The following is a 14,958-nucleotide window of genomic DNA, read 5'->3' on the forward strand; positions in this document are numbered from 1 at the left end:
CGCCTGGGTCGTGCCCGAGGCGGCCCCGGAAGATCAGTGGTCGTTCGCGTCGATCGCGCCCTGGATGTAGATCGCGGTCAGCAGCGTGAAGACGAAGGCCTGCAGGTACATGATCAGCAGCTCGAGGAAGTACAGGGCCACCGAGCCGAGGATGACCAGGATGCCGGTGCCCTGCAGGGCCAGGCTGCCGGTCTGCGTGATCAGGTAGGCGGCGCCGGCGCCGGCGAGCATCACGATCATGTGGCCGGAGAGCATGGTGGCCATCAGACGCAGGGAGTGGGTCAGCGGGCGCACGATGAAGTTGGAGATGATCTCCAGCGGCACGAGCAGCGGCAGGATCCAGCCGGGCACACCCGAGGGCACGACGGCCAGCTTCAGGTAGCGCACGCCGTGGCGCTTGATGCCGACGCCGATCCAGATCGCGTAGACGATGAGGGCCAGGCCGTAGGCGGCGCCCGCGTGGGAGAAGGTCGGCAGCTGCAGCACCGGGATGGCGCCGAACAGGTTGTTCAGCAGCACGAAGAAGAAGATGGAGAAGAGCAGCGGGACCCACTGCTTGAAGTTCTTCTCGCCCAGGATGTCCTTCGCGATGTCGTTCCGGACGAAGGAGTAGCCGGACTCGGCGAGCCACTGGGCCTTGCCGGGCACGAGCCGGGGACGGCGCATGGCCCACGCGAAGAAGGCGGTGATGAGCACTACGGAGAGCAGGACGAGCAGCATCTGCTTGCCGAAGCCGGTGCCGTACTCCGCACCCCAGGGGAAGATCTCCGGGAGGTGACCATCAGAGATGGTGGGGGGCACGAATGATGCGTTGGCCAGCACGAGGGTCAGCACGCGGTTCCTCTCCGAAGTGATGCAGTCGACGGGACCGCAGCCTCGTCCCCGGACCACAGGCGGGCGCCGCGACATTGCGGGGGTACCGGTGCGATGCGAGACACGGATGGCGGCAGGTGGGCGCCGTCGAAGTGTTCGCCGCCAACGATACCAAACGGTGACCCGTGCTCCGTACCGCAGAAGGGGCCCACGACATGGCCCCCGGCTCGGTGTCTTCGCCCCTCGGGCGGGTCAGTCGGTGTAGATCCCGCGGCGGGTCCGCGCGAAGACGAGGACCTCCGCGGCCTGCCAGACGAGGATCGTCACGAGGGCGGCGATCGCCGCCGCGTCCGCCCGGACCCAGCCGGGGCGGGGCAGGACCCCCAGCAGCACCGCGAACACCGCGATCTTGAGCACGAACAGCCCCACGCTGACCGGCAGCGCCGCCTCGCGCGCCCGGTCCCACACGAGTGCCGTCGTCGCCCCGGTGAGCGCCGAGAGCGCGAGCACCGCGCCGCCGCCCAGCAGGGCGCTCCCGGCCGCCTCCCCGCCGACGGAGAGCAGCCACGCGGCGCACGTGATCGCCAGGGCAGCCCCCGCCGCGGTCAGGGACCACCCGAGGATCCCCCACCAGCCGCGGCGGTTCTCCCAGCGGCGCCGGCGTCGGCGGCCGCCCGCCCCGGTCACGCGTCCCCCCGCTCGTCCGGGTGGGCCGCGGCGTCGTGCCGGTCCGCGCGACGGCGCTCCACGATCGGATGCAGGGTGAGGTAGCCGGCTCCGGCCAGGGCCACGGCGAGCACGGGTAGGACGATCATGTGGTCCACGAAGTTCAGGGACACCGCGCCCCATGCCACGAGGAACGCCCAGAGCCAGAGCAGCGCGACGGCCTGCGCCTGGGTGTAGCCGCCGTCCACGAGCTTGTGGTGCAGGTGCCCGCGGTCCGCCGAGAAGGGGCTGGTGCCCTTGGCCGTGCGCCGCAGCACGGCCAGGGCGAGGTCCGCGAGCGGCAGGGCGAGGACGGCGACGGGCAGCAGGATCGGCGTGTAGGCGGGGACGTTGCGGAAGCGCATCCCGTCCAGGGCGTTGACGTCGGCGGTCACGGCGACCGCGGCCGCGGCCATCAGCAGGCCGATGAGCATGGCCCCCACCTCGCCCATGAAGATGCGGGCCGGGGACAGGTTCCACGGCAGGAAGCCCACGCACGCGCCGACGAGCAGGGCCATGAGCAGGGTGGCGAGGTTGGCGTAGTCGAACTGGTTGATGGTCCGCGTCAGCAGATACGAGTAGACGAAGAAGGCCGAGCCGCCGATCAGCGCGACGCCCGCCGCCAGGCCGTCCAGACCGTCCACGAAGTTGATCGCGTTCATCGTCAGCACCACGGCGAACACCGTGAGGATGACCTGCGTGGTCTCGTTCCCCACCGGGATCCAGCCCACCGGCATCGCCTCGATGCGGATCCCGCCCAGGGCCACCGCGAGTCCGGCCAGCACCTGGCCGGCCATCTTCACCCACCAGCGCAGGTCCCACATGTCGTCGGCGATGCCCACGACGAGCACGACGGCGACGGCGACCAGGAGCCCGCGCATCGCGGCGTCGTCCGCGTAGATCCCCTGGAGGAACGGCACGACTCCCCCGACGGCGAATCCCACCAGCACGGCCGCGGCCATGGCCACGCCGCCCAGCTTCGGCACGGGGTGCCGGTGCACATCCCGCTGGCGCAGCGGGGTGAACACGCGCGCGCCCAGCCCCAGCCGGCGCATGAGGGGCGTCAGGGCCCCGCAGGCGACGGCCGTGACCATGACCAGGACGAGATACGCGCGCATGGGGGCCGGTCAGGCCTCCCGGTCGGCGGGGCGCGCCGCGGCGGCGTCGTCGGCGGCCGCGATCCGCTCGGCGGCGACCGGCGGCTCCTCGCCCTCGGCGAGCAGGTCCGGCACCACCGCGCGCAGCTCCTCCAGGGGCACGGAGCCCTGCCGGGCCACGCGGAACGGGGTGACGGTGCAGTCCACGATCGTCGAGGGATCCCGGCTCTCGCGGGGGCCGGCGTCGAGGTAGAGGGCCACGGACTCCCCCAGCATCGAGCGGGCGGCGTCGGCGGTGGTGGCGGCGTCCATGCCGGTGCGGTTCGCGCTGGAGACGGCCATGGGGCCGACGGCGTAGAGCAGTTCGCGGGCCACCGCGTCGTCGGGCACGCGCAGGGCGACGGTGCCGCGGGTCTCGCCGAGGTCCCAGGTCAGCGTGGGCTGGGACTTGAGGATGAGCGTGAGGGCGCCGGGCCAGAAGCGCCCGGCGAGGGCCTCGGCCTCCTCCGGCACGTCGTACGCGAGGCCGGCCATGACGCGGCGGTCCGCGATGAGCACGGGCGGCGGCATGGTGCGGCCACGGCCCTTGGCGGCCAGCAGCACGGCCACGGCCAGCGGGGAGAACGCGTCCGCTCCGATGCCGTAGACGGTGTCCGTGGGCAGGACCACGCAGCCGCGGTCCGCGAGGACCTCGCGGGCGCGGGCCACGGCATCCTCGAGGGCGGCCGGATCCGAGACGTCGATGAAGTCACTCACGTCGGTCATTCTTCCACCTCCGCGCCCGCCACGGCGTCGCAGGACCGGCGCGCCGTGAGGAACCGGTCTCGTCCGGTGAGGTCCTGGTGGACTCGGACGCCCGTGAACCGCCGGTCCGCGCCGAGGGCGGCCAGGAGGGCCGGGCCCTGCGTCTCGTGGTGCTCCATGGCGAACAGGCCGCCCGGGACGAGCAGGTCCGCCGCCCGGTGCGCGATGGCGCGCGGGATCCGCAGCCCGGGCGCGTCCCCGCCGTAGAGCGCCCGCGCCGGGTCCAGTCGGGCCTCGGGCTGGGCGGGCACCTCGGCCTCGGGCACGTAGGGCGGGTTGCTCACGACGACGTCCACGCGGCCCTCGAGGTTGGGGCACGCGACAAGGGCATCGGCTTGTCGCAGGTCGACCCCGCGCGGGGCGAGGTTCCGCCGGGCCCAGTCGGCCGCCGTCGGGTCGAGCTCGACGGCGGTGACGGCGAGCGGGCGGCCCCGCGCCTCGCCCCACGCCGCGACGGCCGCGGCGATCGCGCCGGAGCCGGTGCACAGGTCCACCACGGCGCCCGCCGCGGGCCGCGCGGCCAAGTCGGCCACGACGGTCTCCACGAGCAGCTCGGTCTCCGGCCGCGGGACGAAGACGCCTGGGCCGACCGCCAGGTCGAGCCCGTGGAAGTGCGCGACGCCGGTCAGGTGCTGGACGGGCTCGCGGGCGGCGCGGCGCCCGACGAGCGCCTCGAAGGCCGCCGCCTGCGCGGGCTCGGCCACGGCCCCGGCGAACACCCGGGCCAGCAGCGCGCCGCGGTCGAGGCCGAGCACGTGGGCCAGCAGCAGCTCGGCGTCCACACGCGGCGAGTCGATGCCCACCGCGGTCAGGCGGGCGGCGGCGTCGCGCAGCAGCGCGGACCAGGCCGGTGCGCTCACGCGTCCCCGCCCAGCGCGGCGAGCCGCCGCTCCTCGTCGAGGGCGAGGCAGGAGGCGATCACGGCCTCGAGGTCGCCGTCGAGGACCGCGTCGAGGTTGTGCGCCTTGTAGCCGGTGCGGTGGTCCGCGATCCGGTTCTCCGGGAAGTTGTAGGTCCGGATGCGTTCCGAGCGGTCCATGGTGCGCACCTGCGCGGCGCGCGCCGCGGAGTTCTCGGCGTCCTGCTCCGCCCGCTGCCGCTCGAGCAGCCGCGACCGCAGCACGCGCAGCGCGGCCTCGCGGTTCTGGATCTGGGACTTCTCGTTCTGCATGGAGACGACGATCCCCGTGGGCAGATGCGTCAGACGCACCGCGGAGTCGGTCGTGTTGACGGACTGGCCGCCCGGCCCGGAGGAGCGGAAGACGTCCACTTTGAGGTCGTTCGGATCGAGGTGGACCTCGTCCGGGGCGTCCACCTCGGGCAGCACGAGCACGCCGGCGGCGGAGGTGTGGATGCGGCCCTGGGACTCGGTGACGGGCACGCGCTGCACTCGGTGCACGCCGCCCTCGAACTTGAGCCGGGCGTAGACGCCGTCGGCCGGGTCGGCCGCGCTCCCCCGCACCGCCACGTGGACGTCCTTGTAGCCGCCCAGGTCGGAGTGCGTGGCGGAGAGGACCTCCGTCTTCCAGCCCCGGGACTCGGCGTAGCGCAGGTACATGCGCAGCAGGTCGCCGGCGAACAGGGCCGCCTCCTCGCCGCCCTCGCCGCCCTTGATCTCGAGGATCACGTCACGCGCGTCGTCGGGGTCGCGCGGGATCAGCAGCCGGCGCAGCCGTTCGGCGGCCTCGGCCTCGGCCGCCTCCAGACCGGGCACCTCGGCCGCGAAGGCCGCCGCGTCGTCGTCGCCGGCCGCGGCCAGCTCCCGCGCGTCGGCCAGCTCCTCCGCGGCCGCCGACCAGGCGCGGTGCGCCGTCACCACGGCGCCGAGCTCGGCGAACCGCCGGTTCAGCCGCCGGGCGAGCGCCGGGTCCTGGTGCACCGCCGGGTCGGACAGGCGCGCCGTCAGCTCGCGATGCTCCGCCAGGAGCCGATCCACGGCCTCGCGCCGCTGCTCCGAATCGAACACGTGCGTGCCTCTCCTCCTCCGGCCTCAGCGGGCCGGGCTGTCCGACGCGGACGGCCCCGCCCCGTCCGGCGGAGACGAGCTCCCCCGGGCGGGACGGGGCCGTGCGACGGGGCGGTCAGTCGTCGCCCTTGGACCCCAGCGTGGTCTTGGAGACCAGCATGAGGAACTCGGCGTTGGACGCGGTGTCCTTGATCTTGTTGGTGAGCAGGTCGAGGGCCTGCTGCTGCTCGAGGCCAGAGAGCACCCGGCGCAGCTTCCACATGATCTTGACCTCCTCCTGCGAGAGCAGGGCCTCCTCGCGGCGGGTGCCGGACGCGTTGACGTCCACCGCCGGGAAGATGCGGCGCTCCGCGAGGTGGCGGGACAGGCGCAGCTCCATGTTGCCGGTGCCCTTGAACTCCTCGAAGATCACCTCGTCCATGCGCGAGCCGGTCTCGACCAGCGCGGTGGCCAGGATGGTCAGCGAGCCGCCGTTCTCGATGTTGCGGGCGGCGCCGAAGAACTTCTTCGGCGGGTACAGCGCCGAGGAGTCCACACCGCCGGAGAGGATGCGGCCCGAGGCCGGGGCGGCCAGGTTGTAGGCGCGGCCCAGGCGGGTCATGGAGTCGAGCAGCACGACGACGTCGCGGCCCATCTCCACGAGGCGCTTGGCGCGCTCGATGGCCAGCTCGGCGAGGGTGGTGTGGTCGTCCGCCGGGCGGTCGAACGTGGAGGCGATGACCTCGCCGTCCACCGACCGCTGCATGTCGGTGACCTCCTCGGGGCGCTCGTCGACGAGCACCATCATGAGGTGGACCTCGGGGTTGTTCGTCTTGATCGCGTTGGCGATCGACTGCAGGATCATCGTCTTGCCGGCCTTGGGCGGAGAGACGATGAGGCCACGCTGGCCCTTGCCGATGGGGCTGACCAGATCGATCACGCGGGGGCCGATCAGCTTGGGATCGGTCTCCAGGCGCAGGCGCTCCTGCGGGTACAGCGGCACGAGCTTGCCGAACTCGACGCGCTGCGGGTGCTCGACGGCGGGCTGACCGTTGACCGAGGAGATCTTCACCAGGGCGTTGAACTTCTGACGGTGGGAGCCGCCGCCGTGGTGCTGCTGCTTCTCGCCGTCGCGCGGAGCGCGGATGGCGCCGACGACGGCGTCGCCCTTGCGCAGACCGTACTTCTTCACCATGGCCAGGGAGACGTAGACGTCGTTCGGGCCCGGCAGGTAGCCGGAGGTGCGGACGAACGCGTAGTTGTCCAGCACGTCGAGGATGCCGGCCACGGGCTGCAGGACGTCGTCCTCGGTCAGCTCGGTCTCGTCGACCTCGGGGCCGCCGCGGCCACGGCGGTTGCGGCCGCGCTCGTTGCGGTTGCGGCGGTTGCGACGGTTGCGGCCGCCCTCGTCGTCGCGGTCGTCGCGGCGGCTGCGGTCCCCGCGTCCGCCGTCGCCCCGGCCGCCGTCCTCGGACTTGTCGCCGCGCTCCTCGCGCGAGCCGTCGCGGCCGTTCTCACGGTCCCGGTTGTTGTCGCGGCCGTTCTCGCGTTCGCGGCCGTTGTCGCGGTCCCGCCCGTTGCGGCCGTTGCGGCCGCGGCCGTTCTCGCGCCCGTTGTCGTCACGGTCCTCCCGGTCGCCGCGGCGGTCCGCGCCGGCGACGTCCTCGCCCTGGGCGCCGTCGGAGCGACGGTCCTGACCCTGCTGGGCGTCGTCGTCGCCGGCGCGGCGGCGGCCGCGGGAGCGACGCTCGGACTGCGGGCGGTCCTCGCCCTCGTCGCGGGCCTCGGACCCCCCGGACCGATCCTGGTCCGAGGCGGTCTCCCGGGGGGCCTGCTCGGTCTGGGCCTCCCGGGCCTCGGCCTGGGGCTGCCCGTCCTGGGTGGCGGCCGGAGCGGAGGTGTCGGCGTCGGCGCGGCGCGAGCGGCGTCGGGCCGGGCGCCCGGCGGCCGGGGCGGCGTCCTGAGAGGGCGCGGCGGCCGGGGCGGCCTCGGCGGCGGGGGCCTGGGCCGTGCGCTCGGCGGGGGCCTGGGCCGCGCGCTCGGCGGCGTCGCGGTCCGCCACGGAGCCGCCGCGCTGGTGGTCGGAGATCGCGGTCACCAGGTCGGCCTTGCGCATGCGCGAGCCGCCGGCGATGCCGAGCTGGGAGGCCAGGGCCTGGAGCTGGGCGAGCTTGAGCGAGGCCAGGCCACCGCCGTTCGTCGGCGTGGTCTGTTCCGTGGATTCGGTCACGAAGGTTCCTTCTCCCTCGAATGCGGCCCGGCGGCGCGTGGCGCGTCGGGCTGCGGTGTGCATCCGGTCGGGCCGCGCAGCGGCGCCCCAGAAAACCGGGTTTCATGGTGTGAACTCAGCAGTGGCGCCTCCCCTGATCGTGCGCAGTCGCTGCGTGACGGGGCGGAGGCGTCCGGACTCGACCGAGCCGGAGCGGATCCCGCACGCCGGCCGTGCGTAGCACGGGATGGATCGCGGCGGGGTTCCGGCCGACGGCGCACGGTGCGTCCGGCCGTCACAGGCCCGGGCACCGGAGACCCGGGCCGCGCGAGGCGGTGGGGTCAGCCGTGGTGGAGTGATTCCACCCTAACACCGTCCACGGCCACGCACGGCACCAGCACGCGCCAGGCGGCCGCCCCGTCCACCGTCAGAGCACGCGCCGCCTCCGCGGCGTGCTCGGCCGCCTGGACGCCGTCGCACAGCGCGAGCACCGTGGGACCCGCGCCGGAGACGACGGCGGCATGGCCGCGCTCGCGCAGCCCCGCGACCAGTGCGGCGCTGGCCGGCATGGCCACGGCGCGCGGCTCCTGATGCAGCCAGTCCCGCGTGGCGGCCAGCAGCAGCGCGGGGTCCTCCGCCAGCGCGTGGACGAGCAGCGCGGCACGGCCGGCCTGGGCCGCCGCCACGGCGTGGGGCACCTCGGCGGGCAGCACGCCCCGGGCGACGTGGGTGGACAGCTCGGTGTCCGGGATCGCGACCACCGGCACCACGCGCTCGTGCAGCCGCAGCCGCGCCGTGGCCGGGCCGGGGACGTCGTCACGGGTCCAGGAGACGGTGGCCCCACCCACGAGCGCGGGGGCGACGTTGTCCGGGTGCCCCTCGAAGCGGGTGGCCGCCTCGAGCAGGTCCGCGGGCGCCCGGCGCAGCGCGGCCGGCAGCAGGGCCTCGGCCGCGGCGTAGGCCGCGACGACGGCGGCCGCGGACGAGCCGAGCCCGCGGGCGTGCGGGATCCGGTTCACGGCGCGCAGGTGCAGCCCCGGCGCGGTGAACCCGCGGTCCCGCAGGTGCTCGTGCGCCAGGCGCAGGATCAGGTGCGCGCCGTCCCGCGGCAGGGTGGCCTCCCCCTCCCCCACGACCTCCGCGACGTCGGGGCCCGCCACGACCGTGAGCGTCACCTCGTCGCGCAGCGCCAGGGCCAGGCCCATCGAGTCGAAGCCGGGGCCGAGATTGGCGGAGGTGGCGGGGACGGAGACGGACGCGGCGGTCCCGGGCGCCAGCGACTGCGGTGCGGCCATGGCTCAGCTCAGGCCGAGCGCCTGGGCGACGGTGACCACGTCGAACGGCACCGAGCGCGGGGTCACGTCGGCGCCGTCGGCGCCGCGCAGGGCCCACTGCGGGTCCTTGAGGCCGTGGCCGGTGACGGTGATGACCCAGCTCTTGCCGGCCGGCACGTCCCCGGCGGCGTGGTGCTTGAGCAGCCCGGCGACGCCGGCGGCGGAGGCGGGCTCGACGAACACGCCCTCCTTCGCGGAGAGCCAGCGATGGGCCTCGAGGATCTCCTCGTCCGTGACGGAGTCGATCATCCCGCCGGACTCGTCGCGGGCGGCCTCGGCCTGCTCCCACGAGGCCGGGTTGCCGATCCGGATGGCGGTGGCGATCGTGTCCGGGTCGGTCACGGGGTGGCCCTGGACGATCGGGGCGGCGCCCGCGGCCTGGAAGCCCCACATCACGGGGGTCTTCGTGGCCACCGCGGGCAGCTCGGCGTCCGAGGCGCCCTCGTGCGGGTTCACGTAGGGGGCGGCGTACTCGCGGTAGCCCTTCCAGTACGCGGTGATGTTGCCCGCGTTGCCCACGGGCAGCAGGTGGTAGTCCGGGGCGTCGCCGAGGGTGTCCACGACCTCGAACGCGCCGGTCTTCTGCCCCTCGATGCGGGCCGGGTTGACGGAGTTCACGAGGAACACGGGGTAGTTCTCGGCCAGCTTGCGGGCCACCTCGAGGCAGTCGTCGAAGTTGCCCTGCACCTGGAGGATCTCCGCGCCGTGGGCCACGGCCTGGGACATCTTGCCCATCGAGATCTTCCCCTCGGGCACGAGCACGGCGCACGTGATCCCGGCCTGCGCGGCGTAGGCCGCCGCCGAGGCGGACGTGTTGCCGGTGGACGCGCAGACGACGGCCTTCGCGCCGTCCGCGACGGCGGCGGTGATCGCCATGGTCATGCCGCGGTCCTTGAAGGAGCCGGTCGGGTTCATGCCCTCGAACTTCACGTGCACGGTGCCCTGCACCAGCTCGGAGAGGTGGGGGGCGTGGATGAGCGGGGTGCCGCCCTCACCGAGGGTGATCACGCGCGTGTCCTCGGTGACGGGCAGGCGGTCGGCGTACTCGCGGACGACGCCGCGCCACTGGTGGGCCATGGGTCAGTTCCCTTCGACTCGGAGGACGGACGCCACCTCGTGGACGACGTCCAGGGCGGCGAGCGCCCCGACGGTGGCGTCGAGGTCGCGCTGCCGCGCACGGTGGGTGATCAGCCGCAGGGACGCACCGGGGGCGTCCTCGCGCTCAGATGGGACCTGACGCAACGTCTCGATGGAGACGCCGTGCTCCTCGAACACCCCGGCGACGCGGCGCAGCACGCCGGGCTGGTCCGCCGCGCGCAGCACGACCATGAAGGAGGTGTGGGCCTCGGCCGGGTCCAGGGCGGGCAGGGCGGTGACGGGGGTGCGCAGGCGCGCCGGGCCGCCGCGCACGATGCGCTGGGCGATCGAGACGACGTCGCCCATCACCGCGGACGCGGTGGGGGCGCCGCCGGCGCCGGGACCGTAGAACATGAGCTCGCCGGCGTTGTCGGCCTCCACGAAGACGGCGTTGAACGCCCCGCGCACGGAGGCCAGCGGGTGCTCCCGCGGCAGCAGGGTGGGGTGCACGCGCAGGACCGCGCCCTCGGCACCGTCGGCGGCGCGGCCGCGCTCGGCGATCGCCAGCAGCTTGATGACGTAGCCCGCCTCCGCGGCGGCGGCGTTGTCCTCGGCCGTGATCGCGGTGATGCCCGCGACGGCCACCTGGTCCAGGGTGTACGGCGCGCCGAACGCGATGGTCGCCAGGATCGCGGCCTTCGCGGCGGCGTCGTGGCCCTCGACGTCGGCGGTCGGGTCGGCCTCGGCGTAGCCGAGCCGCTGGGCCTCGGCGAGGGCGTCGTCGAAGTCCGCCCCCTCGGAGTCCATCCGGTCGAGGATGAAGTTGGTGGTGCCGTTGGCGATGCCCATCACGCGGGTGACGCGGTCGCCGCCCAGAGAGTCGCGCAGCGGGCGCAGGATCGGGATGGCGCCGGCGACGGCGGCCTCGAAGCTGAGCTGCGCGCCGGTGGCGGCGGCCGCGGCGTACAGCTCCTCGCCGTACTGGGCCAGCAGCGCCTTGTTGCCCGTCACCACGGACGTGCCGGCGGCCAGGGCGCGCAGGATCAGGGTGCGGGCCGGCTCGATGCCGCCCATCAGCTCGATGACGACGTCCGCGCCATCCACGAGCGCCTCGGCGTCGGTCGTGTAGAGCGCCGGGTCCGCCTGCCAGTCGCGCGTCGCGCCCGTGTCCCGCACCGCGATGCCCGTGAGCTCGAGGTCGGCGCCCACGCGGTCCCGCAGGATGTCGGCGTCCTCGGTGAGGATCCGGGCGGTCTGGGACCCCACGGTCCCGCCGCCCAGCAGGGCGACCTTGAGGGCGGTGGGGGCGTCGGTGTGCTGGGGCATGGTCCTCCGTGATCCAGGGTGGGGTCGGGCCCGCGCGACCGCGCGGCCCGGCTGGCCTCGAATCTAGCGCGGCGCCCCGGCCCGTCCCACCGCGCGACACTCGGTGTCCGCAGAGCGGGACGGACCCACCCGGGCTCGAGGCCGGCGGCCGGGTGCGCCGCGCCCGCGTCCTCAGCGGGCGAGGCGCGGATCGGCCTCGCGGGCGAACAGGTCCTCCTGCGTCTCGCGACGGATGATCACCCGCGCCTGCCCGCCGGAGACCGCGACAACGGCCGGGCGGGCCAGCGCGTTGTAGTTCGAGGACATCACGTGCGTGTACGCGCCCGTGGCCGGCACGGCCAGCAGGTCGCCGCGGCCCAGGTCGGCCGGCAGGTACACGTCGCGGACGAGGATGTCGCCGGACTCGCAGTGCTTGCCCACCACGCGGGAGAGCACCGGCTCGGCCTCCGAGGTGCGGCGCGCGGAGACGGCGGTGTAGTCGGCGTCGTAGAGGACGGGACGCGGGTTGTCGGACATGCCGCCGTCCACGGCGACGTAGCGGCGGGCCGCCGTGCCGCCGTCGGGGGCGTCCGCGTCCACGGTCTTGGTCACCCCGACCGTGTAGAGGGTCAGCCCCGCGGGGCCCGAGATGGCCCGCCCCGGCTCGAGCGAGACCCGCGGACACCTCAGGCCGAGGCGCTCGACGGTCTTCTGGACGTCGTCGGCGAGGGCGTCGGCGATCTCCGCGGCCGGACGCGGCTCGTCCACGGCCGTGTAGGCGATGCCGTGGCCGCCGCCGAGGTCGAGCTCAGCCAGCTCCACCCCGTGCTCGGCCTTGACCTCGGCGAGGAACTCGAGCACGCGTCCGGCCGCCAGCCCGAAGCCCTCGGCCTCGAAGATCTGGGACCCGATGTGGCAGTGCACGCCCAGCAGGTCGATCGACTCGGCCGCCAGGGCCGCGGCCACGGCGACGGCGGCCGGCGAGCGGCCGGCCACGTTGCCGTCCCGGTCGGTGGACGCCGGGGCCAGGGAGAGGCCGAACTTCTGGTCCTCGTGCGCGGTGGCGATGAAGTCGTGGGTGTGCGCGTGCACGCCCGGGGTCAGCCGGAGCATCACGGAGGCGCGGCGGCCGGCCTTGGCCGCGAGCGCGGCCAGGTGGGCGAGCTCGTCGAGCGAGTCCACGATGATCCGGCCCACGCCCGCCTCGAGGGCGGTGCGCAGCTCGGCGTCCGACTTGTTGTTGCCGTGCAGGCCGATGTGGGCCGGGTCGACGCCGGCGGCCAGCGCGATCGCCAGCTCGCCGCCGGAGGCGGTGTCCACGCGCAGGCCCTCCTCGGCCGCCCAGCGGGCGGTGGAGAGGGTGAGCATGGACTTGCCCGCGTAGTAGACGTCCGCTCCCCCGCACAGGTCGGCGAACGCGGCGTCGAAGCCCTCGCGGAACGCGCGGGCGCGGGCGCGGAAGTCGTCCTCGTCCACCACGAGCAGCGGCGTGCCGAACTCCGCGGCGAGCGCGCTCGCGCGCAGGCCCTGGACGGTGAGCTCGCCGTCGGCGGCACGGCCCACGCCGGCGGCCCACAGGCCGGGCACGAGCGCGTCCGGGTCCCCCGGCGCGGGGAGCCAGGCGGGGGCGAGCGGGGAGGCGGGGGCGGGCTGCGGCGTCGTCATCCGGGCGCTCACATCTTCTCCGGGGCGGTCACGCCGAGCAGGCCGAGACCGTTGGCCAGCACCTGGGCGGTGGCGTCGTTGAGCCACAGGCGGGTGCGGTTGAGGGTCTCGACGGGACGCGGCGTGCCGTCGTCGGTGGGCATGGGCACGATGCGGCAGGCGGCGTACCAGGAGTGGTAGGCCCCGGCGATCACCTCGAGGTGGCGGGCCACGCGGTGCGGCTCGCGCAGGCGCGCCGCCGCGCCGACGACGGCCGGGAACTCCGCCAGCTGGGCCAGCAGCTCCGACTCGGTGGCGTGGGCGAGCAGGGCGGCGTCGAACTCGGAGCGGTCCACGCCGTGGGCCTGCGCGGTGCGCGCCGCGCCCGAGGCGCGGGCGTGGGCGTACTGCACGTAGTAGACGGGGTTGTCGTTCGTGGCGGAGCGCAGCAGCTCGGGGTCGATCGTCAGGGGCGAGTCCGCGGGGTAGCGGGCCAGGTCGTAGCGCAGGGCGTCGCGGCCGAGCCACTCCACGAGGTCCTTGAGCTCGATGATGTTGCCGGCGCGCTTGGAGAGCTTCGCGCCGTTGACCGAGATGAGCTGGCCGATGAGAATCTCGATGTTCGTCGCCGGGTTGTCGCCGGCGGCGGCGGCGATCGCCTTGAGGCGGTTCACGTAGCCGTGGTGGTCGGCGCCGAGCAGGTACACCTTCTCCTCGAAGCCGCGGTCGCGCTTGTGGAGGTAGTAGGCGGCGTCGGCGGCGAAGTAGGTGGGCTCGCCGTTGGCGCGGATGAGCACGCGGTCCTTGTCGTCGCCGAAGTCGGTGGTCTTGAGCCACACGGCGCCCTCGCGGTCCTCGATGTGGCCCTGTTCGCGCAGCCGCTGCACGGCCTGTTCGATCGCGCCGGAGTCGTGGAGCGTCTGCTCCGAGGTGAACACGTCGAAGTGCACGTCGAAGGCGGCGAGCGTGTCCTTGATGTCCTGCATCTGGAGCCGGTACGCGGCCTCGCGGACCACCGGGCGGGCGGCCTCGTCCGTCAGCTCGCGCACGTCCGGGTGCTCGAGGGCGACGGCGTCGGCCAGCTCCTGCACGTACGCGCCCGGGTAGCCGCCCGCGGGGACGTCGCGGCCGTGCAGGCGGGCGAGGACCGAGTCGGCGAACACGTTCATCTGGTTGCCGGCGTCGTTGACGTAGTACTCGGCGGTGACGTCCGCCCCCGAGGCGCGCAGCAGGCGGGCGATCGCATCGCCCAGCGCGGCCCAGCGGGTGTGGCCGATGTGCAGCGGGCCGGTGGGGTTGGCGGAGACGAACTCCATGTTCACGGTGTGCCCGGCCAGGGCGTCGTTGCGGCCGTACTCCGGGCCGGCCTCGACGATCTCGCGGGCCAGGGCGCCGGCCGAGGCCGCGTCCAGGGTGACGTTGAGGAAGCCGGGGCCGGCGACGTCGACGGCGGCGATGCCCGGCTTGTCGGTCAGGCGCTCGGCCACGAGCCCGGCGAGGTCGCGCGGGGCCATCCCGGCCTTCTTGCCCAGCTGGAGGGCGACGTTGGTGGCCCAGTCGCCGTGCTCGCGGCTGCGGGGTCGCTCCACCTTCACGCGCGCGGGGGTGATCTCCTCCCGCAGCGCGGCGGGGAGGTCACCGGCATCGACGGCGTCGGTGAGGACAGCGGACAGCAGGGCGGAGAGGTCTTCGGGCTTCACCCGCGCAAGTCTACGGAAGGGCCGCCGCGCCCGTGCGCGTGCGAACGAACCCTGCGAGATGGCCCCCTCCGGCCCGCGGTGGGGGCCATCTCGCAGGGTTCGTCGGGGTGGGGGGGTCAGGCGGGCCAGGCGGCGAGGCCGCCGGCGAGGGACAGGACGCGCCCGCCTGCGCTCGGGTCGGCCCCGACGACGGCGTCCCGCGCCCGGGCCGAGCGGGCTCCGGCGGCGCAGTAGACCACCAGGACGCGGTCCGGCCCGGGCGCGTGGGCCGCCGGCTCCGCGAGGACGGCCTCGAGCGGGACGTGCCGATCGGCCACCGCCGCGG

At 74.6% G+C, this 14,958-nt stretch carries 12 protein-coding genes; all 12 read right to left on the reverse strand.

The genetic code is table 11. The features are described from left to right. Nucleotides 1-33: 33 nt before the first annotated feature. Nucleotides 34-834 (reverse strand): F0F1 ATP synthase subunit A, encoded by an 801-nt coding sequence (gene atpB / locus SOY78_RS08560; protein ID WP_036382182.1) that lies wholly within the window; start codon nt 832-834, stop codon nt 34-36. 231 nt (nt 835-1,065) lie between these two features. Next, entirely contained in the window at nt 1,066-1,500 is a 435-nt protein-coding gene (locus SOY78_RS08565) for a hypothetical protein (protein ID WP_036382185.1), read from the reverse strand. Next, nucleotides 1,497-2,636: an MraY family glycosyltransferase gene (locus SOY78_RS08570; RefSeq protein ID WP_041103236.1), complete on the reverse strand. Its 1,140-nt coding sequence runs from the start codon at nt 2,634-2,636 to the stop codon at nt 1,497-1,499. Before SOY78_RS08570 ends, SOY78_RS08565 begins: the two co-directional genes overlap by 4 nt. Nucleotides 2,637-2,645: 9 nt before the next feature. Next, on the reverse strand, nt 2,646-3,380 hold the full coding sequence (locus SOY78_RS08575) for an L-threonylcarbamoyladenylate synthase (RefSeq protein ID WP_036313064.1): 735 nt from the start codon (nt 3,378-3,380) through the stop codon (nt 2,646-2,648). Then, complete coding sequence (gene prmC, locus SOY78_RS08580; protein WP_036382189.1) at nt 3,377-4,279, reverse strand: peptide chain release factor N(5)-glutamine methyltransferase; 903 nt, start codon at nt 4,277-4,279, stop codon at nt 3,377-3,379. Before prmC ends, SOY78_RS08575 begins: the two co-directional genes overlap by 4 nt. Further along, nucleotides 4,276-5,385, reverse strand: coding sequence for a peptide chain release factor 1 (gene prfA, locus SOY78_RS08585; RefSeq protein ID WP_036382191.1), 1,110 nt, complete (start codon nt 5,383-5,385; stop codon nt 4,276-4,278). The genes prmC and prfA overlap by 4 nt, the downstream gene beginning before the upstream one ends. Before the next feature lie 115 nt (nt 5,386-5,500). Further along, a complete protein-coding gene (gene rho / locus SOY78_RS08590) occupies nt 5,501-7,594 on the reverse strand; it encodes a transcription termination factor Rho (RefSeq protein ID WP_036382193.1) in 2,094 nt (697 codons plus the stop codon). Nucleotides 7,595-7,914: 320 nt separating this feature from the next. Then, entirely contained in the window at nt 7,915-8,868 is a 954-nt protein-coding gene (gene thrB / locus SOY78_RS08595) for a homoserine kinase (protein ID WP_036382195.1), read from the reverse strand. Between the two features lie 3 nt (nt 8,869-8,871). Next, a complete protein-coding gene (thrC, locus tag SOY78_RS08600; protein WP_036382197.1) occupies nt 8,872-9,984 on the reverse strand; it encodes a threonine synthase in 1,113 nt (370 codons plus the stop codon). Between the two features lie 3 nt (nt 9,985-9,987). After that, nucleotides 9,988-11,310, reverse strand: a complete 1,323-nt coding sequence (locus SOY78_RS08605; RefSeq protein ID WP_036382199.1) for a homoserine dehydrogenase — start codon at nt 11,308-11,310, stop codon at nt 9,988-9,990. Between the two features lie 171 nt (nt 11,311-11,481). After that, nucleotides 11,482-12,954, reverse strand: coding sequence for a diaminopimelate decarboxylase (lysA, locus tag SOY78_RS08610; protein WP_324701437.1), 1,473 nt, complete (start codon nt 12,952-12,954; stop codon nt 11,482-11,484). An 8-nt stretch (nt 12,955-12,962) separates the two neighbouring features. After that, nucleotides 12,963-14,633, reverse strand: a complete 1,671-nt coding sequence (gene argS, locus SOY78_RS08615; RefSeq protein ID WP_324701933.1) for an arginine--tRNA ligase — start codon at nt 14,631-14,633, stop codon at nt 12,963-12,965. Nucleotides 14,634-14,958 lie beyond the last annotated feature (325 nt).

Origin of the sequence: Micrococcus sp. HOU01, from assembly GCF_035609305.1 — a bacterium.
Lineage (GTDB): Bacteria > Actinomycetota > Actinomycetes > Actinomycetales > Micrococcaceae > Micrococcus > Micrococcus luteus.